Raw genomic sequence first — 26,056 nt, forward strand, 5'->3', positions numbered from 1 at the left:
AGCGCCGTCATGACACTGACGCTGATCAGAATCAAGGCAAGTTGGATGCCATGAATGCCTGGAACTCAGGCATATACCTTAACGACATCTAGCGCGCGTGCTAAATATCGAATCGATATATCGCCAGGTATATAACCCTGTGGGAGCAAGGATTGCCCGCGAAGAGAGCGATGCGCTCTTTCAGAGACCGAGGTGCCTGTTCCGCGAACAAGCTTTGCTCCCACAAAGCTGAAATTCCCTCGCTACAAAAAACAGACCTCAATCAAGTTTCAAGAGCGGCTCAAGAGCGCGGCTCAAGAGCGCGGCGCATAGGCAAACACGTCGGCGCGCATTTGGTGGGCGTCCATTCCGGCTTCTACCAAGGCATCGAGCGTGGCATAGATCATGGCCGGCGAACCGCTGGCGTAGACATATACATCCTTGAGATTGCTGATGTCTTCGCACACAGCTTCGTGAAGCATCCCGCAACGACCTTCCCAGCCGCACAGATCGCTGACGACTTTGTGCAGATACAGATTCGGCAGTTTTTTCCACTCATCCCAATGCTCGATTTCATAGAAATCTTCCGGACGCCGCACGCCCCAATACAAATGCACCGGGTGCTTGAAGCCCGCTGCGCGACAATGTTCGATCAGGCTGTGCATCTGCGCCATGCCGGTACCGGCGGCAATCAACACCAGTGGGCCCTCCGGCAACTCGGACAAGTGGGTGTCGCCAAAGGGCATTTCGATGCGCACGTTGGGGTTGCGCTGAAGTTGCTCCAACAGCGTCTGCGCACTGTTTTCGCGCACCAATACGTGCAATTGCAGCTCGCGCCCTGAATGCGGCGCCGAGGCCAGGGAAAACGCGGATTTCTCGCCATTCTCCCGCTCGATCATCAGGTACTGCCCCGCATGATAGCGCGGCGGTTTGCCCGCCGGCGCGCGCAGGCGTACCCGCCAGACATCGCCGCCCACCTCTGCGCACTCGGTGACCTGACACGCCAGGCTGCGCACCGGCAACTCACCCGGCGACAGCACGCCATCCCACAGCACCACGCAGTCCTCCAGGGGCTCGGCGATGCAGGTGAAAATCTCACCGTGATCGCGCACTTCGCCAGCCTGCTCAACGCGGCCTTCCACCAACAACGCACCACAGACATGGCAGTTGCCATTACGGCAGCTTTGCGGGCATTCATAGCCCAGGCGTCGCGCGCCATCGAGAATCCGCTCGGCGGGCCGGATGTCCAGCACCGCCCCGGAAGGCTGCAAGGTTACACGCATCAATCTATTCCTAACTGATTCCAGATGGCATCGATCCGTTGGGTAACGGCTTCATCCTTGACGATAACCCGGCCCCATTCACGGGTGGTTTCACCGGGCCATTTATGCGTGGCATCGAGCCCCATCTTCGAGCCCAGGCCGGACACTGGCGAGGCGAAGTCGAGGTAATCGATCGGCGTATTCTCGATCATCACCGTGTCACGCTTGGGGTCCATGCGCGTGGTGATGGCCCAGATCACGTCGTTCCAGTCCCGTGCGTTGATATCGTCGTCAGTGACGATAACGAACTTGGTGTACATGAACTGTCGCAAAAACGACCAGACCCCAAGCATGACCCGCTTGGCATGCCCTGGGTACGACTTCTTCATGGTCACTATGGCCATGCGGTACGAGCAGCCTTCCGGCGGCAGGTAGAAGTCGGTGATTTCGGGAAATTGCTTCTGCAGGATCGGCACGAACACTTCGTTCAGTGCCACCCCAAGAATGGCCGGCTCATCAGGCGGACGGCCGGTGTAGGTGCTGTGGTAAATCGGCTTGATCCGATGGGTAATGCGCTCGACGGTGAACACCGGGAAGCTGTCGACTTCGTTGTAGTAGCCGGTGTGGTCGCCGTACGGACCTTCATCGGCCATTTCGCCGGGATGGATCACGCCCTCAAGAATAATCTCGGCCGTGGCCGGGACTTGCAGATCGTTGCCGCGGCATTTCACCAGTTCGGTACGGTTGCCACGCAACAGCCCGGCGAAAGCATATTCGGAGAGGCTGTCAGGCACTGGCGTGACGGCGCCGAGGATAGTCGCCGGGTCCGCGCCCAGGGCCACGGACACCGGAAACGGTTGACCAGGATGTTTTTCACACCACTCCCGGTAATCCAGCGCACCGCCACGGTGGCTCAGCCAACGCATGATGACCTTGTTCCGGCCAATGACCTGCTGACGGTAGATACCGAGGTTCTGGCGATCCTTGTTCGGACCTTTGGTGACGGTCAGGCCCCAGGTAATCAGCGGCCCCACATCGCCCGGCCAGCAGGTCTGCACCGGCAGCATCGCCAGGTCGACATCGTCGCCCTCAATCACCACTTCCTGGCAGACAGCGTCCTTGACGACTTTCGGTGCCATGGAAATGATCTTGCGGAAAATCGGCAGCTTGGACCAGGCATCCTTTAGGCCTTTAGGCGGCTCGGGCTCTTTGAGGAACGCCAGCAGCTTGCCGATCTCCCGCAGTTCGCTGACGGCCTCGGCGCCCATGCCCAGGGCCACGCGCTCCGGCGTGCCGAACAGGTTGCCCAGCACCGGGATGTCATAACCGGTCGGGTTTTCAAACAACAGCGCCGGGCCTTTGGCTCGCAGCGTACGGTCGCAGACCTCGGTCATTTCCAGGACGGGGGACACCGGCACCTGGATGCGCTTGAGTTCGCCGCGCTGTTCCAGACCGCTGATAAAGTCGCGCAAGTCGCGATACTGCATGCAAAAGCCTCATGGTAGCCGTGGCGTTCGGGGGCCCGAGTTTAACGCCGCCCGTTCAGAATAGTGAATGCACGGATAGCAAAAAGCCGGGTTTCCCCGGCTTTGCTGCCCCGCCTGATCGATTACTTGCGTTTCATCGACAGGAAGAACTCATCGTTGGTCTTGGTCTGCTTCAACTTGTCGACCAAGAACTCGATGGCAGCGACTTCATCCATCGGATGCAGCAGCTTGCGCAGAATCCACATACGCTGCAGCTCATCGTCGGCGGTCAGCAACTCTTCACGGCGGGTGCCGGAACGGTTGATGTTAATGGCCGGGAAGACGCGCTTTTCGGCGATCTTGCGATCCAGAGGCAGTTCCATGTTGCCGGTGCCTTTGAATTCCTCGTAGATCACTTCGTCCATTTTCGAGCCGGTTTCAACCAACGCGGTGGCGATGATGGTCAGCGAGCCGCCTTCTTCGATATTGCGCGCGGCACCGAAGAAACGTTTCGGTTTCTCCAGGGCGTGGGCATCGACACCACCGGTCAGCACCTTGCCAGAGCTCGGGATCACGGTGTTGTAGGCACGGGCCAGACGGGTGATGGAGTCCAGCAGGATCACCACGTCTTTCTTGTGTTCGACCAGGCGCTTGGCTTTCTCGATCACCATCTCGGCAACCTGCACGTGGCGGGTCGGCGGCTCGTCGAACGTCGAGGCAACCACTTCGCCGCGCACGGTGCGCTGCATCTCGGTCACTTCTTCCGGACGCTCGTCGATCAGCAGCACGATCAGATGAACTTCAGGGTTGTTACGAGCGATATTGGCCGCGATGTTCTGCAGCATGATCGTCTTGCCCGCTTTCGGCGGCGCCACGATCAGACCGCGCTGGCCCTTGCCGATAGGTGCGCACAGGTCGATGACCCGGCCAGTGAGGTCTTCGGTGGAACCGTTACCGGCTTCCATCTTCATGCGCACGGTCGGGAACAGCGGAGTCAGGTTCTCGAAGAGAATCTTGTTCTTCGCGTTTTCCGGGCGGTCGAAGTTGATCGTGTCGACCTTGAGCAATGCGAAGTAACGCTCGCCTTCCTTCGGAGGGCGGATCTTGCCAACGATGGTGTCACCGGTGCGCAAGTTGAAACGACGGATCTGGCTCGGCGAGACGTAGATATCGTCTGGGCCGGCAAGATAGGAAGCGTCTGCGGAGCGGAGAAAGCCGAAGCCGTCCTGGAGAATCTCCAGCACGCCATCACCGGAGATTTCCTCGCCGCTTTTCGCGTGCTTTTTGAGCAGGGAGAAAATCACGTCCTGCTTGCGCGAACGGGCCATATTTTCTATGCCCATCTGTTCGGCCAATTCGAGCAGTTCGGTAATCGGCTTTTGCTTGAGTTCAGTCAGATTCATATAGGAATGACGTAATCATTTATGGAGGGGGGAAATTAAGCTTTTGGCTTAATGAGGCCGCGCCGCGGAGAAGGCGACAGGATCGCGTACTTATTCGAAAGGAGTGCGTCGGCGACGGCTTGCAGGGGGCAAAGGAGAAACCAGTGCGGGGCCGAATGTAACACCTGGGTTTGCGAGCGTCTAGCCCCGAGTAACGAAAAAAGCCCCGCGATTAGCGGGGCTTTTTCAGCAGCATTCGGCGCTTAGATGTTGGCGTCGAGGAAAGCGGCCAGTTGCGACTTCGACAGTGCACCCACCTTGGTGGCTTCGACGTTGCCGTTCTTGAACAACATCAGCGTCGGGATACCACGCACGCCATGCTTGGCCGGAGTTTCCTGGTTCTCGTCGATGTTCAGCTTGGCGACGGTCAACTTACCTTTGTAAGTCTCGGCGATTTCGTCCAGGACCGGGGCGATCATTTTGCACGGACCGCACCACTCTGCCCAATAGTCGACCAGTACCGCGCCTTCGGACTTAAGTACTTCTTCGTCGAAGCTAGCGTCGGTAACGTGTTTGATCAGATCGCTGCTCATTGAAATCTCCGGGATTGTCAGCAAAAAAACGTGGCCCATCATAGCCGCCCTTCCCAGCTTCAGGAAGCTTGAGTTGATTGAGTCTCGCTATGGCGTCAGATGTATTTGGGTATAGCTCAAGTCAAGAGTTCACGGGCGCGACAAAGGAAATCCCAGTACGCAGCGCAGCATTACGTACATGTTCTTGCATGGCTTTTTGCGCAGCACCCGAGGCGCGACGGGCCAGCGCCCGAAGGATTTTGCGATGTTCTTGCCAGGTTTCCATCGCCCGTTCCGCTCGGATGAACGGTAGTTTCTGGCTTTCCAGGAAGATGTCGGCGCTGGCGGTAAGAATGCTCAGCATCGCCTGGTTGCCGCTGGCCTGCAGGATGCGCCGATGGAACTCGAAATCCAGCCGCGCCGCTGCGTCGAAATCCCCGGACTTGAGCTCCCGGCGCATGGCCTCGACGTTGTCCTCCAGTGTGTCGAGTTCATCGGCACTCAACGTCACCGCCGCCAACCCGGCCGCGAAACCTTCCAGGGCATAACGCAACTGGAAGATATCCACTGGCGAAGCCTGGGCCGCGAATGGCCAGCCCGGGGCCAGCGCGCTGCGCGAAACCTCCACCGCCGACTGCACGAACACACCCTTGCCCGGCTGTACGCTGATGACTCCCAATGCACTCAACGATGAAAGCGCTTCACGCAGCGAGGCTCGACTCACCCCCAATTGCAACGCCAGGTCCCGTTGCGACGGCAGCGCATCCCCAGGAGCGAAGCCTTCATCGACGATCAGTTTACGGATGGCTTGCAGCGCCACTTCGGGTACCGCGCGCGAGATGGAATTCATGGTTTTTCAGACGAACCGGGCCAGTGAGCGACCAGTTGTAAAGCTAAACGCCGCGCCCGGCAAGTCGTGCTCCAGTTGGGTTCGGCGGCAAATACCGACGCCCGATAAAGGTGCGAAACGCGACGCAACTGTTCAGACCAGTAAGACCTCATCCGACCAGTAAAACCGTGGCTTCGGCAGATTAAAACCCAGCTTGGCATGGCCTGTGCTCTGTCCGAACGCAGAAATCACATCACCGATGCGGAGATTCGCCATGATTAAGCGTTACAGCGCCCTGCTTACCGCCCTGTTCGCCAGCCTGATGCTCGCTCATCTGCCCGCTCAAGCGGACGGCCTGGAAGACGTGGTCAAGCGTGGCACCCTCAAGGTCGCAGTGCCCCAGGACTTCCCGCCGTTCGGCTCGGTAGGCCCGGACATGAAGCCGCGCGGCCTGGACATCGACACCGCGAAACTGCTGGCCGATCAGCTCAAGGTCAAGCTTGAACTGACGCCCGTCAACAGCACCAACCGCATTCCGTTCCTGACCACCGGCAAGGTCGACCTGGTGATCTCCAGCCTGGGGAAAAACCCCGAGCGTGAAAAAGTCATCGACTTCTCCAATGCCTACGCGCCGTTCTATCTCGCCGTATTCGGTCCGCCCGATGCCGCCATCAGCGGTCTGGACGACCTCAAGGGCAAGACCATCAGCGTCACCCGTGGCTCCATCGAAGACATCGAGCTGACCAAGGTCGCTCCCCAAGGCGCCACGATCAAACGCTTTGAGGACAACAACTCGACCATTGCCGCCTACCTGGCCGGCCAGGTGGACCTGATCGCCAGCGGCAACGTGGTCATGGTCGCGATCAGCGAACGCAACCCCAAGCGCGTCCCGGCGCTGAAAGTAAAACTCAAGGATTCGCCTGTGTACGTGGGCGTGAACAAGAACGAGCCGGCGTTGCTGGACAAGGTCAACCAGATCCTGGCCACCGCCAAAACCGATGGCAGCCTGGAGAAAAACTCCCAGACCTGGCTCAAGCAGCCGCTGCCGGCCGATCTCTGACCGTCGCCTGAGAGGTTGAGCATGGCTTATCAGTTCGATTTTATGCCGGTGGTGCAGAACACCGATCTGCTGTTGCGCGGCGCCTTGTTCACCTTGGAGTTGACGGCCATCGGCGCGCTGCTCGGGGTTGGCCTGGGTATCGTCGGTGCGGTGGTGCGGGCGTGGAATATTCGTCCGTTCGCGGCGATCTTCGGCGTGTACGTGGAACTGATCCGCAACACACCATTTCTGGTGCAACTGTTTTTCATTTTCTTCGGCCTGCCGTCCCTGGGGTTGCAGATCTCCGAATGGCAGGCAGCGGTACTGGCAATGGTGATCAACCTCGGTGCGTATTCCACCGAGATCATCCGCGCCGGCATCCAGGCCATCCCGCGTGGGCAACTGGAAGCCGCCGCGGCCCTGGCGATGAGCCGCTTCGAAGCTTTCCGTCATGTGGTGCTGCTGCCGGCGCTGGGCAAGGTCTGGCCGGCCCTGAGCAGCCAGATCATCATCGTGATGCTCGGCTCGGCGGTCTGCTCGCAGATCGCCACCGAAGAGCTGAGCTTTGCCGCCAACTTCATTCAGTCGCGTAATTTCCGCGCCTTCGAGACCTATGCGCTGACCACGCTGATCTACTTGTGCATGGCGCTGTTGATCCGCCAATTGCTGAATTGGGTGGGTCGCCGCTACATTGCCAGGAGCAGCCAATGAGCGATTTCACTTTCTGGGACGTGGTGCGCAACCTGCTCACGGGCCTGCAATGGACCCTGGCATTGTCGCTGGTGGCGTTTATCGGGGGCGGCGTGATCGGCCTGCTGGTGATGGTGCTGCGCATCTCCAAAAGCGCCCTGCCCCGCAACATTGCTCGCACCTACATCGAGCTGTTCCAGGGCACGCCGCTGTTGATGCAGCTGTTTCTGGTGTTCTTCGGCGTGGCCCTGGCCGGGGTGGAAATCTCCCCATGGATGGCAGCGGCAATCGCCTTGACGCTGTTTACCAGTGCCTATCTGGCGGAGATCTGGCGCGGTTGCGTCGAAGCGATCCCCAACGGCCAGTGGGAGGCCTCCTCGAGCCTGGCCCTCAACCCATTGGAGCAGTTGCGCTACGTAATCCTGCCCCAGGCCTTGCGCATCGCCGTGGCGCCGACCGTGGGGTTTTCGGTGCAAGTGGTCAAGGGCACGGCGGTGACCTCGATCATTGGCTTTACCGAACTGACCAAGACCGGCGGCATGCTTGCCAACGCCACGTTCGAGCCATTCATGGTGTATGGCCTGGTTGCCCTCGGTTACTTCCTGCTCTGCTACCCCTTGTCCCTCAGTGCGCGCTACCTGGAAAGGAGACTGCATGCCTCTGCTTAGAATTTCCGCCCTGCATAAATACTACGGCGATCACCATGTGCTCAAAGGCATCGACCTGAGCGTCGAGGAAGGCCAGGTCGTGGCGATCATCGGTCGCAGCGGCTCGGGCAAATCCACCCTGTTGCGCACCCTCAATGGTTTGGAGTCGATCAACGACGGCGTGATTGAAGTCGACGGTGAATACCTCGATGCCGCCCGCGCCGATCTGCGCAGCCTGCGGCAGAAAGTCGGGATGGTGTTCCAGCAATTCAACCTGTTCCCGCACCTGACCGTCGGTGAAAATGTGATGCTCGCGCCGCAAGTTGTACAAAAAGTACCCAAGGCCAAAGCGGCTGAACTGGCGCGACAGATGCTGGAACGGGTCGGGCTTGGCGAGAAATTCGATGCCTTCCCGGACCGCTTGTCCGGTGGTCAGCAGCAACGAGTCGCGATTGCCCGCGCGCTGGCCATGTCACCCAAAGTGCTGCTGTGCGACGAAATCACCTCGGCCCTGGACCCGGAACTGGTCAATGAAGTGCTCGGCGTGGTGCGACAGTTGGCCAAGGATGGCATGACGCTGATCATGGTCACCCACGAAATGCGTTTCGCCCGGGAAGTGGGCGACAAGCTGGTGTTCATGCACCAGGGCAAGGTGCATGAGACGGGGGACCCCAAGGTGTTGTTTGCCGATCCGCAGACAGCCGAACTGGCGAATTTTATCGGGACGGTCGAGTCGGCCACCTGAGGTTCTGCGGCGCCGCTTCTGGCCTCATCGCGAGCAGGCTCGCTCCCACTTCGATCGCGACCTGGTCACTTGTGGGAGCGAGCCTGCTCGCGATTGACCGCGAAGCGGTCGCCTTTGCGTTGGCGTAAGCGGTTGATCGTGGCAGGATGGCGAGGTTATCGACCGAGACTTTTTGACCATGCCGCCATCCCAAGCCAAGAATCTGTCCCTGATCGCAGCCATAGACCTGGGCTCCAATAGCTTCCACATGGTCGTCGCCAAGGCCCAGAACGGGGAAATCCGAATTCTTGAGCGGCTCGGCGAAAAGGTCCAACTGGCCGCCGGTATCGACGAAGAGCGCCAGCTGAGCGAGGAATCCATCCAGCGCGGGCTCGATTGCCTCAAGCGGTTCGCCCAACTGATCAACGGCATGCCCATGGGGGCGGTGCGGATCGTGGGCACCAACGCATTGCGCGAGGCGCGCAACCGTGGCGAATTCATCCGCCGCGCCGAAGAGATCCTCGGCCATCCTGTGGAAGTCATTTCCGGGCGTGAAGAAGCCCGCCTGATTTACCTTGGTGTCTCCCATACGCTGGCCGATACTCCGGGCAAACGCCTGGTGGCGGACATCGGTGGCGGCAGTACCGAATTCATCATCGGCCAGCGCTTCGAACCGCTGCTGCGCGAAAGCCTGCAAATGGGTTGCGTCAGCTACACCCAGCGTTATTTCCGCGACGGCAAGATCACCCCGGCGCGCTACGCCCAGGCCTATACGGCCGCGCGCCTGGAAATCATGAGCATCGAACATGCCCTGCATCGCCTGACCTGGGATGAAGCTATCGGCTCCTCGGGCACGATTCGCGCCATTGGCCTGGCCCTCAAGGCCGGTGGCCACGGCACTGGCGAGGTCAACGCCGAAGGCCTGGCCTGGCTCAAGCGCAAGATGTTCAAGCTGGGCGACTCGGACAAGATCGATTTTGAAGGGATCAAGCCCGACCGCCGGGCGATTTTCCCGGCAGGACTGGCGATCCTCGAGGCGATTTTCGACGCCCTCGAACTGCAACGCATGGACCACTGCGAGGGCGCCCTGCGCGAAGGCGTGCTCTATGACCTACTCGGGCGTCACCACCATGAAGACGTCCGTGAGCGCACCCTGGGCTCGCTCATGGAGCGTTACCATGTCGATCAGGAACAGGCCGCCCGGGTCGAGCGCAAGGCGCTACACGCCTTCGACCAGGTGGCCGACGACTGGGACCTGAACGACGGGGTCTGGCGCGAACTGCTGGGCTGGGCCGCCAAGGTGCATGAGGTGGGTCTGGACATCGCCCACTATCACTACCACAAGCATGGCGCCTATCTGATCGAGCATTCGGACCTGGCGGGTTTCTCCCGCGAAGACCAGCAGATGCTCGCGCTATTGGTGCGTGGCCACCGGCGCAATATTCCCAGGGATAAATTCGCCGAGTTCGGCAATGACGGCATCAAGCTGATTCGCCTGTGCGTGCTGCTGCGCTTCGCGATTCTGTTCCACCACATCCGCGGCACCCAGCAGATGCCCCAGGTGGTGCTGCATGCCAACGGTGCCCAACTGGATGTGCTGTTTCCCGAAGGCTGGCTGGAAGAGAACCAGCTGACCCAGGCCGACTTCGCCCAGGAAGCCGAATGGCTTACCCGGGTCGGGATTGTGCTGAACATCCACTGAATCCAGCTACAACACAGATCTTTTGTGGCGAGGGGATTTATCCCCGCTGGGCCGCGAAGCGGCCCCAAAGAGTTGAATGCAATCAACCCGACAAAACTGGTAGGCAGGTTTTAGGGCTGCTACGCAGCCCAGCGGGGATAAATCCCCTCGCCACAAAAGCGAAGCCTGCCTCCCCCACCGTTTTTTAACGAACCGTCAGCAACGGGCTGCCCAAGCGCTCCAGCAATGTCGCCTGGGCGCTGCGTGCGTTCTGATTGCCGGTCGGCGTGTTGCGGATGTAGCGACCGTCCGATTGCAGGCTCCAGCTGTGGGTGTTGTCGGTGAGGTAGCTTTCCAGCTCTTTTTTGACCCGCAGGATCAGCTTCTTGCCTTCCACCGGGAAGCAGGTCTCGACGCGCTTGTCGAGGTTGCGCTCCATCCAGTCGGCGCTGGACAGGAACATCTGCTCCTCCCCACCGTTGAGGAAGTAGAACACCCGCGTATGTTCCAGGAAGCGGCCGATGATCGAGCGTACATGGATGTTGTGGGAAACCCCCGGGATACCCGGCCGCAGGCAGCACATGCCGCGCACCACCAAGTCAATGCGCACGCCCGACTGGCTGGCCTTGTACAACGCGCGGATGATCTTCGGATCGGTCAGCGAGTTGAATTTGGCGATGATGTGCGCCGGTTTGCCGTCCAGGGCGAACTGCGTCTCCCGGGCGATCATGTCGAGCATGCCCTTTTTCAAGGTGAACGGCGCGTGCAGCAGTTTTTTCATGCGCAGAGTCTTGCCCATGCCGATTAACTGGCTGAACAGTTTGCCGACGTCTTCGCACAAGGCATCGTCGGAGGTCAGCAGGCTGTAGTCGGTGTACAGGCGAGCGTTGGCGGCGTGATAGTTGCCGGTGCCCAGGTGGGCGTAACGCACGATTTCGCCAGCCTCACGGCGCAGGATCAGCATCATCTTGGCGTGGGTCTTGAAGCCGACGACACCGTAAATCACTACCGCACCGGCCGCTTGCAGACGACTGGCCAGTTGCAGGTTGGACTCTTCATCGAAGCGCGCCCGCAACTCGATCACCGCCGTGACCTCTTTGCCGTTACGCGCCGCGTCCACCAGGGCGTCGACGATTTCCGAGTTGGCGCCGCTGCGATACAGAGTCTGGCGCACGGCCAATACATGCGGATCCTTGGCCGCCTGGCGCAGCAGGTCGACCACAGGCGTGAACGACTCGAACGGGTGCAGCAGCAGGATGTCCTGCTTGCTGATCACGCTGAAGATGTTCTCGCTGTTTTGCAGCAATTTCGGGATCTGCGGCGTGAACGGCAAATATTGCAGTTCCGGATGGCTGTCCAGACCGGTGATGCTGAACAGTCGTGTCAGGTTCACCGGACCGTTGACCTGATACAACTCGGTCTCATGCAGGTTGAACTGCTTGAGCAGGTAGTCGGACAGGTGTTTGGGGCAGGTGTCGGCCACTTCCAGGCGCACCGCGTCACCGTAGCGACGCGAGAACAGCTCGCCGCGCAAAGCGCGGGCCAGGTCTTCGACGTCTTCGGTGTCTACCGACAGGTCGGCGTTACGGGTCAGGCGGAACTGGTAGCAACCCTTCACCTTCATACCCTGGAACAGGTCATCGGCATGGGCGTGGATCATCGACGACAGGAACACATAGTTGTCACCGGGACCACCGACGTCTTCCGGCACACGAATGATGCGCGGCAGCAGGCGCGGCGCGGGGATGATCGCCAGGCCGGAGTCGCGACCAAAGGCGTCGATACCTTCGAGCTCGACAATGAAGTTCAGGCTCTTGTTGACCAACAGCGGAAACGGGTGCGTCGGGTCGAGACCGATCGGGGTAATGATCGGTGCAATTTCATCGCGGAAATAGCGGCGAACCCAGGTCTTGAGCTTGGTGTTCCAGTTGCGCCGACGAATGAAGCGAACCTGATGTTTTTCCAGCTCGGGCAACAGAATGTCATTGAGAATCGCGTACTGGCGGTCCACGTGACCGTGGACCAGCTCACTGATCCGCGCCAGGGCCTGATGGGGTTGCAGGCCGTCAGCGCCGGCCTGCTCTCGGGCAAAGGTGATCTGCTTCTTCAGGCCGGCGACGCGAATCTCGAAGAACTCGTCCAGGTTGCTGGAAAAGATCAGCAGGAACTTGAGCCGCTCCAGCAGCGGGTAGGACTCGTCCAGCGCCTGCTCCAGTACGCGGATGTTGAACTGCAGTTGCGACAGCTCGCGATGGATGTACAGGCTGCTGTCATCCAGGCTGGGAATGACAATCGCAGGGGCCACGGGGGCCTCGGCCACCACCGGCGGCGTAGGCACAGCCTCATGCTCCGGCGGTGTCTCGGCGACCTGCTCGACCACGGGCTGAGCATCTTTTACGGCAACTTCAGAGAGTCCTTCGGTATTCATCGCAAGTTCCTGGGAGGCTATTTCTGCTCTCGTAACAATTGGGCGGCGCGCACGGCAAAGTAAGTCAGGATGCCATCAGCTCCTGCACGTTTGAAAGCGGTCAAGGACTCGAGGATCACCCCTTCGCTCAACCAGCCGTTCTGGATTGCTGCCATGTGCATGGCGTATTCACCGCTGACCTGATAAACAAAGGTCGGTACTTTGAATTCGTCTTTGACCCGGCAAAGAATGTCCAGGTAAGGCATGCCCGGCTTGACCATGACCATATCAGCCCCTTCTGACAAGTCCGCCGCCACTTCGTGCAAGGCTTCATGGCTGTTGGCCGGGTCCATCTGATAAGAGGCCTTGTTGGCCTTGCCCAGGTTCAGCGCCGAGCCGACCGCATCACGGAACGGGCCGTAATAGGCGCTGGCGTACTTGGCCGAGTAAGCCATGATCCGCACGTTGACGTGACCGGCCACCTCTAGCGCTTCGCGGATCGCCTGGATGCGGCCGTCCATCATGTCCGACGGCGCCACCACCTGAGCACCGGCCTCGGCATGAGACAACGCCTGCCTGACCAATGCATCGACGGTCACGTCGTTCTGCACATAGCCTTCTTCATCGAGAATGCCGTCCTGGCCATGCGTGGTGAACGGATCCAGCGCCACATCGGTGATCACGCCCAGCTCAGGGAAACGGGCACGCAGGGCGCGGGTTGCACGCTGGGCGATGCCGTCGGGGTTCCAGGCTTCGGCGGCGTCCAGGGACTTGAGCTCGGCAGGCGTGACCGGGAACAGCGCCAGCGCCGGAATGCCCAGTTCGACCCACTTGGCGGCTTCTTCGAGCAACAAGTCGATGGTCAGGCGCTCAACTCCGGGCATCGATGCCACCGCTTCGCGACGGTTTTCACCGTCGAGCACGAACACCGGCAGGATCAGGTCATCTGTGGTCAGCACGTTTTCACGCACCAGCCGACGAGAAAACTCATCACGGCGATTGCGACGCAGGCGGGTAGCGGGGAACAGACGATTGGCGGGGGTAAAGCTCACGGCAGACTCCTGAGCCCGCGCTGACGGGCGAGCGTGACAGTTATAGACGGCCATTATGACGAACAGATGACAGATATGTGCACCTGCGTCCCGTCGTCGCAGTCATTGTCGTTGCAGGAAATGTTCACGTCGAGACACATCTCGATACTTTCCTGAATGTGCCCGAAGGGTTAGGCTGCGCGTTCATTTCGCCAGCACCCAGACAATGCTCCAGCAATTTCTCCATGACTTCGGCTACCTGGCCTTGTTTATTGGCACGTTCTTCGAAGGCGAAACCATCCTCGTGCTCGCAGGTTTCCTGGCGTTCCGAGGCTACATGGACATCAATCTGGTGGTGGTGGTGGCGTTCTGCGGCAGCTACGCGGGCGATCAACTGTGGTACTTCATGGGTCGCAAGCACGGCCGCAAGCTGCTGGCGCGAAAACCCCGCTGGCAATTGATGGGTGATCGCGCGTTGGCGCACATTCGCCGGCATCCGGACATCTGGGTGCTGAGCTTTCGCTTCGTCTACGGCCTGCGCACGGTAATGCCGGTGGCCATCGGGCTGTCAGGCTACCCGCCGGGCCGCTATCTGTTGCTCAACGGTATCGGCGCGGCGATCTGGGCCACTGCCCTGGCCGCCGCCGCGTACCACTTCGGCGCGGTGCTCGAGGGCATGCTGGGCAGCATCAAGAAATATGAATTGTGGGTACTGGGTGCCCTGCTGGTGCTGGGGCTGTGCCTGTGGCTGCGTCGACGTATCAAGAATGCACGCCTGGCCAGGAAAGTCCTCGAAGCCGAACGGCTGGAGCAAGCCAGGACCAGCGAGCCTACGACGCCAACCGAGTAACCCGGCTGCGGCAGCAATATAGCCCGATACCACTGAGCAGGCTGTAGCTGAGCAACCCGACCCAGGCCACGGAGCTGCCCGGCCACAGTTCCGCCAGCGGCGCCAGCCACACCAGCGGCAGGTTAGAAGCCAGGCGCAACAGCTCCAGCCTCAGGCTCCAGGGGCGATTCTCCAGGGCGACGCCCAACACAAACAGACCCAACGCCACAGCGCCCCAGCCCAACACCAGGGCCGTAACCGGCAGGCTGTTCTCCAGGTTCATCAAGTAACTGCCCAGCGCAATATAGACGCAGAACTGCAGCGCCACGTACCACTGCTGGCGCCCGTCCAGCGGCACCTCGAATTTGCGGAACTGGCTCAGGTCCGGTTTGTTCAGCGGGTACCGGGCCGCGACATCCGCCGGCCGCCAACCGGTGGGCATAAACCAGATCCGCAGTTTGTCCCGCCAGTGCGCGGCCCGTCGGGCATCGGCCCATAGTTGTGCATAGAACTGCAGGTTGGCCCACAACGGGTTCCAGCTCGCCAGCGGCGTGGTCACGCCAAAAATCACCGGTTCGTTTTCGTCTTCTTCCTGAAAGGTGCGAAACAGACGGTCCCAAATAATGAACACCCCGCCGTAATTGCGATCCATGTAAAGAGGGTTCTGTGCATGGTGGGCACGATGATTGGACGGCGTGACGAAACACCACTCCAGCCAACCGAGCTTGGGGATGTGCTGGGTGTGGACCCAGAACTGATACAGCAGATTCAACGCCGCCACGCTGACGAACACCACCAGCGGCACGCCGAGCATGGCCAGCGGCAAGTAGAAAATCCAGCTCAACAAGAACCCGGTGCTGGTCTGGCGCAACGCAGTGGAAAGGTTGTACTCCTCGCTCTGGTGATGCACCGAATGAGCCGCCCAGAGGATGTTGCGCTCGTGGCCCAAGCGGTGCAGCCAGTAATAACAGAAGTCGTAGAACACGAAGGCCAATACCCAGACCCAGGCCTGGTCGGCAGACAAATGGATAACGGCCAGATGTTCCAAGGCAAACGCGTAGGTCACCAACCCCACGCCCTTGGTCAGCAAACCGCTCGTGGTGGAGAGCACGCCGGTGCTCAGGCTGTTGATGGCGTCTGCCACGCGGTAGTGGCTCACACCCCGCCAGCGATCAGCCAGCAACTCGACGGCAATCAGCACAAAGAAAAACGGCACGGCATACAGAATGAAATTCATGACGCGACCCGAGCAGACAAAGCAGGGAGATAGTCGGCAGATTAGGTGTAGCAGCCCGATAACCCTATGGCAACGAGTGACAAATTAGTGGACATTTAACGCCATGAATCTGGAGAAAACCCCATGAGCAAAAAAGTTGCAGTGATCCTTTCCGGCTGTGGCGTGTATGACGGTGCAGAGATCCAAGAAAGCGTGATCACCTTGCTGCGCCTCGACCAGCGCGGCGCACAGGTGCAGTGCTTCGCCCCCGACATCGTGCAGTTGCAGGTGATCAATCACCTGACCGGCGAGCAAATGTCCGAGAGCCGCAACGTATTGGTGGAGTCCGCCCGGATCGCCCGGGGCAACGTAAAGGATTTGCGCGAAGCCAGCGTCGAGGACTTCGACGCGCTGATCGTGCCTGGCGGTTTCGGCGCGGCGAAGAACCTGTCCAACTTTGCCGTCGAAGGCGCGGGCTGCACCGTCCAGCCGGAGCTTCTGGCGCTGACCGAAGCCTTTGCCGAGGCCGGAAAACCGGTGGGGCTGATCTGCATTTCCCCGGCCCTGGCGGCAAAAATCTATGGTCCGGGGGTGACCTGCACCATTGGCACAGATGTCGACACCGCCGCCGCCGTAACCAAAATGGGCGGCATCCACGAAGACTGCGCTGTCACCGACATCGTCGAAGACACTGCGCGCAAGCTGGTCAGTACTCCGGCCTACATGCTGGCGCAGAACATCAGCGAAGCGGCTTCGGGGATCAACAAACTGGTGGACCGGGTATTGGAGTTGACTCACGAAAACGATGAGTAACACCATCATTCAATGTGGGAGCGAGCCTGCTCGCGATGGCGTCAGTTCAGTTGATGCATCTGTTTACTGACACACCGCCATCGCGAGCAGGCTTGCTCCCACAAAGGCTCCAAGCAAGATTCAGGAAACCCGGACCAACCGCGTCAGTATCCGATCCAGCGCATTGGCAAACCCCTGCTTGTCCCGCTCGCTGTACGCTGGCGGCCCGCCGCCCACGTGGCCCTGCTCACGCAAGTCGGTGAACAGGTTGCGCACCGCCAGCCGATCGCCCATGTTCTGTGCATCGAATTCCTTGCCCCGCGGATCCAGTGCCGCAACCCCCTTCTTCACCAGCCGGTCAGCCAATGGTACGTCGCTGCAGATCACCAGCTCACCCGGTACGGCATGCTCCACCAGGTAATCGTCCGCCGCGTCCGGCCCGCTGGGCACCACGATCAGCTTCACGCAGGCCAGGGCCGGCTTGATCTGCGGTTGGCCGGCCACCAGCACCACCTCGAACCGGCGCTTCAAGGCGAACTTGACCACCAGTTCCTTCGCGGCCTTGGGGCAGGCGTCGGCGTCGATCCATACACGCATTGAGTGGTTTCCTCTAGAGTTAAAAGCATCGCGGGCAAGCCTTGCTCCCACACAAGCCTTGCTCCCCAGGCGAGTGCTGACTGAGGGAGCAAGGCTTGCCCGCGATTATGAGCGCAGTGAATGCTATTCAGGAAACCTGCAACCGACGCTTCTCTGCCACCCAACTGCGCCCGTACAGCACCACAATCGCCACGATCGCCACCACTTGGGCAGCCAAGGAATAAGCATCGGCATGAATGCCCAGCCAGTCAAAATCGAAGAACGCCACCGGACGGGTTCCAAAAATCCCGGCTTCTTGCAGCGCCTTCACGCCATGACCGGCGAAAACCACCGACAGCGCGCAGAGCAATCCGGCATTGATGCTGAAAAACAACGCCAGCGGCAGTTTCGCCGAGCCACGCAGAATCACCCAGGCCAAACCGACCAACAGCACCAGCGCCGTGGCGCCACCAGCCAACACGGCATCATGCCCGGCGGGGCCGGCTTGCAGCCACAGGGTTTCGTAGAACAGGATCACTTCGAACAGCTCGCGATAGACCGAGAAAAACGCCAGGATCGCGAAACCGAAACGTCCGCCGCCGCCCACCAGGCTGCTCTTGATGTAATCCTGCCAGGCCGCCGCATGACGCCGGTCGTGCATCCACACACCCAGCCACAGCACCATCACACTGGCAAACAATGCCGTTGCGCCTTCGAGCAATTCGCGCTGCGCGCCGCTGACGTCAATCACATAGGCGGCCAGCCCCCAGGTCGCCAGGCCAGCCAGCAGCGCCAGACCCCAACCGACGTTGACGCTGCGAACCGCTGACTGCTGGCCGGTATTGCGCAGGAACGCCAGGATCGCCGCCAGCACCAGAATCGCTTCCAGCCCTTCGCGCAGCAAAATCAACAAGCCCGAGATGTAACTCAGCGACCAGCTCAGACCGTCGCCACCCAGCAGATCCGCCGACTCCGTCAGCTTGGCCTTGGCCGCGTCCAGTCGCTGCTCGGCCTGCTCGACCGGCAAGCCATCCTGCAAGGACTGACGATAGGCCATCAGGGCTTTTTCGGTGTTCTTGCGCACATTGGCATCGACGTTATCCAGCGAACTTTCCACCAGCTCGAAGCCTTCCAGATAAGCCGCTACCGACAGGTCATAGGCCTGGTCGTGGTCACCGGCGCGATACGCCGCGATGCTTTTATCCAGGGTGGCGGCTGTGTAGTCGAGCAACTGCGCCGGGCCACGCTGCACCTGAGGCGGCTGGGCACGCTGGGCGCGAAAGGTGGCTGCCGCTTCAGGGCCCTGCGCCGCGAGGATTTCGGCCGGAGTCTGGCGAGCGAGGTCAGCGAGGTTGAAAGTCTGCCCGCTTTTAGCGGCCGCCGGATCGGCGCTGAAGCTGGCGATGTACGTCGCCAGATCCCAGCGCTGACGGTCATCGAGCTGATCGGCGAAGGCCGGCATGTCAGTGCCTTCGACCCCCATACCAAGCGTGTTGTAGATCGCGTAGAGACTCAGATGATCCAGGCGTGCCCCATCGCGCAGGTTGGCGGGCGCAGGCTCCAGGCCGACACCGGCGGGACCGTCGCCGGCCCCACTGTCACCGTGGCACACCGAGCAATTCTGCGCATACAGCGGCGCTCCGCGGGCCGGGTCCGGGGTGATGACCGGTGCCTGACTGACCTCATACGCCACCGCCAGCCAGGCCCCCAGTTGCCGTGCCAGGCGGGCAACCTTATCGCCGTCCTGATGCTCGGTGATGGCGCTACGCAAGGCGCCGACGCCTTGTGTCAGCTCTGCTTTCTCAGGCTTGGCTGGTAGCGCAACGATCAGCCCTTCCAGGAGCTGGGTAAATTCCAGTTGTTCGCGGTATTCAGACTCGTCGACCACCTTGCCCGCCTGCACCGTCGCCGGATAATCCGCCCCGATGTAATCCAGTAAATGCAGCGCCTTGGGGGCGCCCTCAAGGGTGTCGGCCAATAGATTGGCACTGCACAGCGCCAACAACGGCAGCGCAAGCCAGGCCAGAAAACGGTACGGGGCAGTCATGAATGACTCTCAGTTGGAAATAAGAAGTAACACATTGTTCACTTCCAATGACCTTCGCTCAAGGGCTGATGTGTTTCAGGAGCACATTTCATCGGATCTTCATGCTTTGGAAGTGATGTCACAAAAAATGCATTCCGAGATTAAAAAGCCATTACATAGCTAACGGCCATGTTTATAATCCCGCCGCCTTCTTATTGTCCGATGGCATAAAAGCTCCTCCGGTTATGAGGAACCGACAGCGCCCGGCGCTCGTCCGTGGATCGTCCCAGCCCGACCCGCACCCCCGGCTGATACCTCAGGGAAGAAGTATTCATGGCATCCCGTGCCGCTCTTTCGATCGCCCTCGGCGCGATCACCTTGTTGTCTGGCTGCTCTGCGTTTCGCAACTACGACAGTGAATTGGCCCAGACCAATCAGCAACTGGCTTCCGGTAATGTCGACGCAGCGTTGACCCTGCTGGAGAAGAACAACACCAGCCAAGACAAAGACCTGCTGTATTTCTTCGAAAAAGGCGAACTGCTTCGCGCCAAGGGCGACCTGCCCGGCAGCCAGGCTGCCTGGTCCAGCGCCGATCAGCAGGTGGGCCAGTGGGAAGATGCGGTCAAGCTCGATACGGGCAAATATCTGGCACAGTTCGGCAGTTTTCTGGTCAACGACAAAGTCCGACGCTATGAAGGCTACGACTACGAAAAGGTCATGCTGACCACGCAGATGGCTCTGAACCTGCTGGCCGTGAACGACTTCGACGGCGCACGGATGCAGATCAAGAAGACTCACGAGCGCGAAGCGGTGATTGCCGACTTGCGGGACAAGGAATACCTCAAGCGCGAGGAAGACGCCGAGAAGCAAGGGGTCAAGACCGAGTACAAGGACCTGCAGGGCTACCCGGTGGCCAGCCTCGATGCGCCGGAAGTGATCAGTCTGAAAAACAGCTACCAAAGCGCGTTCAGCCATTATCTGGCCGGGTTCGTCTACGAAGCCTTGGGCGAAAAAGACCTGGCCGCGCCGGGTTATCGCAAAGCCGCCGAACTGCGTCCGAATACGCCGCTGCTGGAGCAGGCACTGATCAACCTCGACAAGCCTGCCGGCAAGAAGGATGAAAGCGACATTCTGATTGTGGTGCAGAGCGGTCTGGCGCCGTCCCGGGACTCGATCCGCATTCCCCTGCCCTTGCCCATCAGCGGCAATGTGGTGATCACGCCACTTTCCTTCCCACTGATAAAACCTGATACCTCCACCGCCGCGTTCAGCCAAATCGGTGTCGACGGTCGTCAATTGGACCTGACCCAGCTCAACAGCACCACAGCCATGTCCCGCCGCGCCCTGCGTGACGACATGCCCGGCATCATCTTGCGCACAACCGTGCGCGCGATCACCCGTGGCGTGGCGCAAAAACAGATCAACGAAACCAATCCCCTGGCCGGCCTCGCGGTGGGCCTTACTTCGGCCGTGCTCGAAGGCGCGGACACCCGGACCTGGCGCACCCTGCCGGACTACACCCAGGTGGTGCGTCTGCGTCTGAAAAAAGGTGAACACCAGGTCACCTTGCCAAGCGCGGTAGGCGGTTCGGTAGTCAAGGTTACCGTCGATCAGCGTTACCAGGTCATCAGCCTGCGGGCAGTAGGCAATCAGGTCTTCGCCGGTGGCCTGGCCGCCCAAGTGATCCCGAGCACCAACCCGACCGCCGTCGCCAGCATCAAGCAACCTTAAGAACGGAGTCTTGTTCAAATGCGTTTAAAACTGATCACCATCGGTGTCCTGGCCTTGCTGGCCGGTTGCGCCACCCCCGCGCCGCCGGAGCCGGGCAGCGCCGCCAGCAAAGTCGTGGCCATGGGCAAGCAGAAAAACATCGTGGTCGGCGCCATGCGCGTGGCCAGGGAAAACGGTTACCTGACCGTCAATGTGCAGTTGAGCAACACCAGCTTCAACAACAAGACGATGTACTACCGATTTGCCTGGTTGGGACCGGAAGGCTTTCCGGTTGCCGAGGAAGAAACCTGGAAAAGCCTGACGCTGTACGGCGAACAAACCAGTTTCCTGCCGGCCATCGCACCGACACCCAAGGCTGTGGATTTCCGATTGGAAATCAATACGCCTTAAGACAGGCGCACATTCCCGTGGCGAGGGGATTTAGCGAAACGTCGCACCGCACCGCCGGGCTGCGAAGCAGCCCCAACATGTCTACGAGCGCTGCGCACTCGAACGGGGATAAATTCCCTCGCCATAAAACCTTTTATATAGCTATTGAGAGCACCTAAATGTTCGTACGCATCTCTTCCCTCGCCCTCGCCGCCCTGCTGGTCAGCGGCTGCGCCAACAACTCTCCGGTCCTGGGCAACAAGAACATCAGCTACGGCGACACCGAGGCCGTGGAAACCGTGACCAACGAATTTGGTTCCACCGACCTGCAAATGATCGCCGAGTCCATGACCCGCTCCCTGGCCCAGTCCGGTATTTTGCAAGGCCGCCCGGTGGTTCAGGTCTATGACGTGAAGAACAAGACCAGCGAGTACATCGACACCCGCGAGATCACCACCAGCATCAAGACCCAATTGATGAAGACCGGTGCGGCACGTTTCGCCAGCGACAACAACGCCATGGACAGCCAGGTTGACCAGCTCAAGCTGCAAAACCAGAGCGGCCTGTACAAGAAAAGCACCGTGGCCAAGACCGGCAACATGATCGCGGCCAAATACCGCCTCGAGGGCTCCATCAGCTCGATCGTCAAGCGCAGCAGCGATTACAAGGACGTCTTCTACAAATTCAGCCTGCAATTGATCGACGTCGAAAGCGGTCTGGCCGAGTGGATGGACGAGAAAGAAATCCGCAAGACCACGGAGCGCTAAGCCATGCGCACATGGATCGGCATCATGGCCCTGGCCTGCGCGTTCGGCGCGCAGGCGGCCCCGAAAGTCGCGGTCACTGACCTGGCGTACCAGCAACGGGTGGAGGAATACATCCACACCGTTTCGGCCCAGAGCAACTTCCAGGCGAACCCTTACAGCGCCAGCGCTTCGTCGAGCTACGAAGAGATGGAAGCCACCACCAGCTACATCGAGCAGGGCGAACTGCGCAAGTTCACCGGCGACATCAAGGGCGAAATCCTGCGCAGCGGCATGTTCCAGCTCGTGCAAGGCACGCCCCACACCGCTTCATCCACGGGCGATGTCTATGACGTGATCAAGCGAATCAAGGCCGGGCACTTCAAAGGCGCCGATTACGTGCTGTTCGGCACCGTATCGGACATCGACTTCACCCGCGACATCAATGAACTGGCCAATACCAGCAGCTACTCGGCAGTGCTCGCCTTGACCCTGGTGGCGGACTTCAGCCTGATCAACACCAAGACCTACGAAATCACCTCGGCCTTCACCGCCATGGGTGAAGGCCAGGACACCAAGCTGCTGAACCACCGGGACGTACGTATCAACCTCAACCGCCCGCGAGTCGTGCGCGAGGTGTCCAAGGCCCTGGGTGAGGACGTGGCGCGGCAACTGAGCGAACAACTCGGCGGGCCGAACTACGAACAGGCCGGCGAACCTGTTCCGCGCAACAACCTGCCGCGGGATACCGCGCCGGTAATTTTGCGCTAAGCGGTTCAGCGATCACTTTGTGGCGAGGAGATTTATCCCCGCCACATTGGAACCGGCGTTAGACCGAGGCTTTGCGAATCGTCGCCAGCAACCCCGCCGCACCAATGAACAGCCCGGCAAAGGTCCGGTTCATTCGCCGCTGCTGTTTCGGCGTGCGCAGCAGGCGCAAGACTTTGGATGCCAGCCCGGTGTACCCGGCCATGACGATGAGGTCGACGCAAACCATGGTCACACCCAGGATCAGGTACTGCTTGATCAGCGGGGCATGGGGGTCGATGAATTGTGGCAACACCGCAAGCATGAACACCAATGCCTTGGGGTTGCTGATGTTGACCAGAAAGCCGCGAAACACCAGCGCCAGGGGCTTGCCGATAGGCCGCACGGCCGCGTCATCACTGATATCGCCCGGGATGGCTCGCCACTGCTTGACGCCCAGATAAACCAGATAGGCCACACCAAACCATTTGATCGCATAAAACGCGGTCGCCGATGCGGTGAGAATCGCGCCGACACCGGCGGCGACAATCACGATTTGCAACGCCAGGCCCAATTGCAGACCCAGGGCATTCCAGTAGCCGCGCCAGAAACCGTATTGCAGACCGCTGGACATCGATGCGATGGCACCGGCGCCCGGCGAAAGACTGATCACCCAGCAAGCGGCGAAAAACGCCAGCCATGTTTCCAGCACCATTGCACACCTCGGCTCAGATTCGTTGAAGTCACTAAGCTAATGCGCCGCCGGACGGTTGACCACAGATATTTAACGATCGAGCCCCGCTTACTCGACGAACCCGCCGACCGGAAATGCCTCGTTGCCGCGCCAGCGCCGAACTGAACGCTGGAAGAACAGGCTGTTGGGCACTTGCACCATGGAACTGCCCGTGCCGAGTTCCTCGGGTTCGATCAGGGTGGTGTAAAGCAGGTTGATCGCCACCACTCGCCCCTTGATGCCGGGCTTGTCGGTGGACTCCACCAGCTCAACCACATCGCCCAGACGAAACGGCCCGACGGTGTAGATCAGGATGGCGCACAACAGATTCGAGAGCACGCTCCAGATGGCAAAAAACGCCACCGCGGCCACCGCGACGAAACCCGACAGCGCCGTCCACAGCACCGTGGCTGAGACGCCCAGACGCTCAAGCACTACCAGCACCGCGCTGCCCATGATCAGCCAGCGCAGCACGCCCCGCAGGATGATCACCAACTGGGACGGCAACGGGTAGCGCTCAGCAAGGCCTGTGAGAGCTCGCGCCACGAAACGCTGTGCAATATAACCGGCCAACAGGATCAGCAATATTTGCACACCGAGCCAGATCGGCTCGACCCACATGACGGGTATAGGCAGAGCCAAGGCTTCCATCAGGACAACGCCTCCAGCTCCGCTTGCAGGTTTTCCAGCAGTTCCAGCGCTTGCATCCACGCCTCCTCAAGCTCTGCTTCCCGAACCTTCAGCCTGGCCTGTTCGGCCAGCTGATCGCGCAACTCATCCTTGCGCGCCGCTTCGTAGAGACCGCTGTCACCGAGGCTGGTTTCGATTTTTTGCAGTTTTTCATGCAGCTTGCCCAGTTCGACTTCGAGCTTGTCGGCCTCGCGCTTGTGAGGCGCCAACTGCTGACGCAATGCGGCGGCGGCCTGGCGCTGGGCTTTCTTGTCGGTCTTGTCCGGGTTCACCGGCGTGGTGCTGACCGGGGCGTTGCGCTGACGGTACTCCACCAGCCAGCGTGCGTAATCTTCCAGGTCACCGTCGAACTCCTCGACCTTGCCGTCGGCCACCAGGAAGAAATTATCCGTGGTGCTCTTGAGCAAATGCCGGTCGTGGGAGACCACCAGCACCGCACCGCTGAATTCCTGCAAGGCCATGGTGAGGGCCAGGCGCATTTCCAGATCGAGGTGGTTGGTCGGTTCGTCGAGCAACAACAGGTTCGGCCGCCCCCAGGCGATCAGGGCGAGCGCCAGACGGGCCTTTTCGCCGCCGGAAAAATTCAGCACCGGCTCATCGATGCGCGCACCGCGAAAGTCGAAACCACCGAGGAAATCGCGCAGGGTCTGCTCGCGCTCATTCGGCGCCAGACGCTGCAAATGCAACAGCGGGCTGGCCTTGGCATCGAGGGAATCGAGCTGATGCTGGGCGAAGTAACCAACCACGGTGTTCTCGCCCCGGGTCAGACGCCCGGCCAGGGGCTCGAGCTCGCCGGAGAGGTTCTTGATCAGGGTCGACTTACCGGCACCGTTCGGGCCCAGCAGGCCGATCCGCGCGCCAGGGGTCAGTTGCAGCTTGACCTTCTCCAGCACGGTCTTGTCGCCATAGCCCAGACGTGCGTCGGACAGGTCGATCAGCGGGCTGGAAATCTTGGTCGATTCGCGGAAAATAAAATCAAACGGCGAATCGACGTGAGCCGCCGACAACTCTTCCATCCGCTCCAGCGCCTTGATCCGGCTCTGGGCCTGACGGGCCTTGGTGGCCTGGGCCTTGAACCGGGCGATGTAGCTTTCCATGTGCGCACGCTGCGCCTGCTGCTTCTCATAGGCCTGCTGTTGCTGGGCCAGGCGTTCGGCACGGGCCCGCTCAAAGGCGCTGTAGCCGCCGCGGTACAGGGTCAGTTTGCGCTGGTCGACATGGGCGACGTGATCCACCACCGCGTCGAGAAAGTCACGGTCGTGGGAAATCAGCAGCAGCGTGCCTGGGTAGCTCTTGAGCCAGTCCTCGAGCCAGATGATGGCGTCGAGGTCCAGGTGGTTGGTGGGCTCATCGAGCAGCAGCAGGTCCGAGGGGCACATCAGGGCCTGGGCCAGGTTCAAGCGCATCCGCCAGCCACCGGAGAAGTCCCCGACCTGACGGTCCATCTGCTCATTGCCAAATCCAAGGCCTGCCAGCAGTTTGCGTGCCCGGGCATCGGCGGTGTAGCCATCCGCGCTGTCGAGCTCCGCGTGCAGACGGGCCTGTGCGGCGCCGTCGTGAGCCGCCTCGGCCGCCGCCAGGTCGCGTTGGACCTGACGAAGACGCAGATCGCCGTCAAGCACGTAGTCCACCGCCAGCCGCTCGAGGGTGTCGACCTCCTGGCGCATATGGGCGATACGCCAATCGGCGGGCAGCAGGCAATCACCCGAGTCCGGGTGCAGTTCACCTCGAAGCAGGGCGAACAGGCTCGATTTGCCGGCGCCGTTGGCACCGATGAGGCCAGCTTTGTGGCCGGCGTGCAGAGTTAGCTCGGCGTCTTCTAGCAGACGCTGCGGGCCACGCTGTAAAGTCAGGTTCTGAAGTCGAATCATAATGGCGGCGGAGTCTACCAGCTT

Annotated in this window: 24 protein-coding genes; 11 read left to right on the forward strand and 13 right to left on the reverse strand. The window is 60.5% G+C overall.

Annotated elements, in window-relative coordinates:
• Window positions 1-293: 293 nt before the first annotated feature.
• The 5 genes from PSH57_RS27725 to PSH57_RS27745 all read right to left on the reverse strand — a co-directional run bounded on the left by PSH57_RS27725 (window position 294) and on the right by PSH57_RS27745 (window position 5,511).
• Window positions 294-1,262, reverse strand: a complete 969-nt coding sequence (locus PSH57_RS27725) for a CDP-6-deoxy-delta-3,4-glucoseen reductase (protein ID WP_305444800.1) — start codon at window positions 1,260-1,262, stop codon at window positions 294-296.
• Window positions 1,262-2,728 carry a 4-hydroxy-3-polyprenylbenzoate decarboxylase gene (gene ubiD / locus PSH57_RS27730; protein ID WP_305386761.1) on the reverse strand — a complete coding sequence of 489 codons (1,467 nt, stop codon included), beginning with the start codon at window positions 2,726-2,728 and terminating at the stop codon, window positions 1,262-1,264. The genes PSH57_RS27725 and ubiD overlap by 1 nt, the downstream gene beginning before the upstream one ends.
• Window positions 2,729-2,850: 122 nt before the next feature.
• Entirely contained in the window at window positions 2,851-4,110 is a 1,260-nt protein-coding gene (gene rho / locus PSH57_RS27735; RefSeq protein WP_025216061.1) for a transcription termination factor Rho, read from the reverse strand.
• Window positions 4,111-4,352: 242 nt separating this feature from the next.
• The gene (trxA, locus tag PSH57_RS27740) at window positions 4,353-4,682 is read right to left on the reverse strand and encodes a thioredoxin TrxA (protein ID WP_186654618.1); all 330 of its coding nucleotides are present in this window, start codon (window positions 4,680-4,682) and stop codon (window positions 4,353-4,355) included.
• A gap of 121 nt (window positions 4,683-4,803) precedes the next feature.
• Window positions 4,804-5,511 carry a FadR/GntR family transcriptional regulator gene (locus tag PSH57_RS27745; protein ID WP_305386766.1) on the reverse strand — a complete coding sequence of 236 codons (708 nt, stop codon included), beginning with the start codon at window positions 5,509-5,511 and terminating at the stop codon, window positions 4,804-4,806.
• Between the two features lie 253 nt (window positions 5,512-5,764).
• Here PSH57_RS27745 and PSH57_RS27750 point away from each other — a divergent pair, with 253 nt between their 5' ends.
• From PSH57_RS27750 to ppx, 5 genes are all read left to right on the forward strand, one after another.
• The gene (locus PSH57_RS27750) at window positions 5,765-6,550 is read left to right on the forward strand and encodes a transporter substrate-binding domain-containing protein (RefSeq protein WP_305416233.1); all 786 of its coding nucleotides are present in this window, start codon (window positions 5,765-5,767) and stop codon (window positions 6,548-6,550) included.
• A 21-nt stretch (window positions 6,551-6,571) separates the two neighbouring features.
• A complete protein-coding gene (locus tag PSH57_RS27755) occupies window positions 6,572-7,240 on the forward strand; it encodes an amino acid ABC transporter permease (protein WP_305386767.1) in 669 nt (222 codons plus the stop codon).
• Window positions 7,237-7,887, forward strand: a complete 651-nt coding sequence (locus tag PSH57_RS27760; protein ID WP_256229846.1) for an amino acid ABC transporter permease — start codon at window positions 7,237-7,239, stop codon at window positions 7,885-7,887. Before PSH57_RS27755 ends, PSH57_RS27760 begins: the two co-directional genes overlap by 4 nt.
• Entirely contained in the window at window positions 7,874-8,611 is a 738-nt protein-coding gene (locus tag PSH57_RS27765) for an amino acid ABC transporter ATP-binding protein (RefSeq protein WP_305386770.1), read from the forward strand. The genes PSH57_RS27760 and PSH57_RS27765 overlap by 14 nt, the downstream gene beginning before the upstream one ends.
• Before the next feature lie 178 nt (window positions 8,612-8,789).
• The gene (ppx, locus tag PSH57_RS27770) at window positions 8,790-10,292 is read left to right on the forward strand and encodes an exopolyphosphatase (RefSeq protein WP_305386771.1); all 1,503 of its coding nucleotides are present in this window, start codon (window positions 8,790-8,792) and stop codon (window positions 10,290-10,292) included.
• A gap of 184 nt (window positions 10,293-10,476) precedes the next feature.
• Here ppx and ppk1 read toward each other — a convergent pair whose 3' ends face one another.
• Both ppk1 and hemB read right to left on the reverse strand, forming a co-directional pair.
• Window positions 10,477-12,699, reverse strand: a complete 2,223-nt coding sequence (gene ppk1 / locus PSH57_RS27775) for a polyphosphate kinase 1 (protein ID WP_305386772.1) — start codon at window positions 12,697-12,699, stop codon at window positions 10,477-10,479.
• A 17-nt stretch (window positions 12,700-12,716) separates the two neighbouring features.
• The gene (gene hemB, locus PSH57_RS27780) at window positions 12,717-13,730 is read right to left on the reverse strand and encodes a porphobilinogen synthase (protein WP_305386773.1); all 1,014 of its coding nucleotides are present in this window, start codon (window positions 13,728-13,730) and stop codon (window positions 12,717-12,719) included.
• Between the two features lie 205 nt (window positions 13,731-13,935).
• Between hemB and PSH57_RS27785 the strand changes: the two genes are divergently transcribed.
• Complete coding sequence (locus PSH57_RS27785) at window positions 13,936-14,559, forward strand: DedA family protein (RefSeq protein WP_256229839.1); 624 nt, start codon at window positions 13,936-13,938, stop codon at window positions 14,557-14,559.
• On the opposite strand, the gene PSH57_RS27790 is transcribed toward PSH57_RS27785, so the two are convergent.
• A complete protein-coding gene (locus PSH57_RS27790; RefSeq protein ID WP_305386775.1) occupies window positions 14,540-15,775 on the reverse strand; it encodes a sterol desaturase family protein in 1,236 nt (411 codons plus the stop codon). The genes PSH57_RS27785 and PSH57_RS27790 overlap by 20 nt on opposite strands.
• A gap of 123 nt (window positions 15,776-15,898) precedes the next feature.
• Here PSH57_RS27790 and elbB point away from each other — a divergent pair, with 123 nt between their 5' ends.
• Entirely contained in the window at window positions 15,899-16,567 is a 669-nt protein-coding gene (elbB, locus tag PSH57_RS27795; RefSeq protein WP_305386776.1) for an isoprenoid biosynthesis glyoxalase ElbB, read from the forward strand.
• Between the two features lie 120 nt (window positions 16,568-16,687).
• On the opposite strand, the gene PSH57_RS27800 is transcribed toward elbB, so the two are convergent.
• Window positions 16,688-17,143, reverse strand: a complete 456-nt coding sequence (locus tag PSH57_RS27800) for a YaiI/YqxD family protein (RefSeq protein WP_305386777.1) — start codon at window positions 17,141-17,143, stop codon at window positions 16,688-16,690.
• 127 nt (window positions 17,144-17,270) lie between these two features.
• Window positions 17,271-19,169, reverse strand: a complete 1,899-nt coding sequence (locus PSH57_RS27805; RefSeq protein WP_305386779.1) for an FTR1 family protein — start codon at window positions 19,167-19,169, stop codon at window positions 17,271-17,273.
• A gap of 312 nt (window positions 19,170-19,481) precedes the next feature.
• On the opposite strand from PSH57_RS27805, the gene PSH57_RS27810 reads away from it, so the two are divergent.
• From PSH57_RS27810 to PSH57_RS27825, 4 genes are all read left to right on the forward strand, one after another.
• Window positions 19,482-20,879 (forward strand): COG3014 family protein, encoded by a 1,398-nt coding sequence (locus tag PSH57_RS27810; protein WP_305386780.1) that lies wholly within the window; start codon window positions 19,482-19,484, stop codon window positions 20,877-20,879.
• Between the two features lie 18 nt (window positions 20,880-20,897).
• Window positions 20,898-21,269 (forward strand): YcfL family putative periplasmic lipoprotein, encoded by a 372-nt coding sequence (locus PSH57_RS27815; protein WP_256229828.1) that lies wholly within the window; start codon window positions 20,898-20,900, stop codon window positions 21,267-21,269.
• A 158-nt stretch (window positions 21,270-21,427) separates the two neighbouring features.
• A complete protein-coding gene (lpoB, locus tag PSH57_RS27820; RefSeq protein WP_305386781.1) occupies window positions 21,428-22,015 on the forward strand; it encodes a penicillin-binding protein activator LpoB in 588 nt (195 codons plus the stop codon).
• Between the two features lie 3 nt (window positions 22,016-22,018).
• The gene (locus PSH57_RS27825; protein WP_305386782.1) at window positions 22,019-22,762 is read left to right on the forward strand and encodes a penicillin-binding protein activator LpoB; all 744 of its coding nucleotides are present in this window, start codon (window positions 22,019-22,021) and stop codon (window positions 22,760-22,762) included.
• Window positions 22,763-22,820: 58 nt separating this feature from the next.
• On the opposite strand, the gene rhtB is transcribed toward PSH57_RS27825, so the two are convergent.
• The 3 genes from rhtB to PSH57_RS27840 form a co-directional block, all read right to left on the reverse strand.
• Window positions 22,821-23,453, reverse strand: coding sequence for a homoserine/homoserine lactone efflux protein (rhtB, locus tag PSH57_RS27830; protein WP_214913910.1), 633 nt, complete (start codon window positions 23,451-23,453; stop codon window positions 22,821-22,823).
• A gap of 87 nt (window positions 23,454-23,540) precedes the next feature.
• Complete coding sequence (locus PSH57_RS27835; RefSeq protein WP_305386785.1) at window positions 23,541-24,122, reverse strand: mechanosensitive ion channel family protein; 582 nt, start codon at window positions 24,120-24,122, stop codon at window positions 23,541-23,543.
• A complete protein-coding gene (locus tag PSH57_RS27840; protein ID WP_305386787.1) occupies window positions 24,122-26,032 on the reverse strand; it encodes an ATP-binding cassette domain-containing protein in 1,911 nt (636 codons plus the stop codon). Before PSH57_RS27840 ends, PSH57_RS27835 begins: the two co-directional genes overlap by 1 nt.
• Between the last annotated feature and the right edge of the window lie 24 nt (window positions 26,033-26,056).

Source organism: Pseudomonas hefeiensis (genome assembly GCF_030687835.1).
In the GTDB taxonomy this organism is placed as follows: domain Bacteria; phylum Pseudomonadota; class Gammaproteobacteria; order Pseudomonadales; family Pseudomonadaceae; genus Aquipseudomonas; species Aquipseudomonas hefeiensis.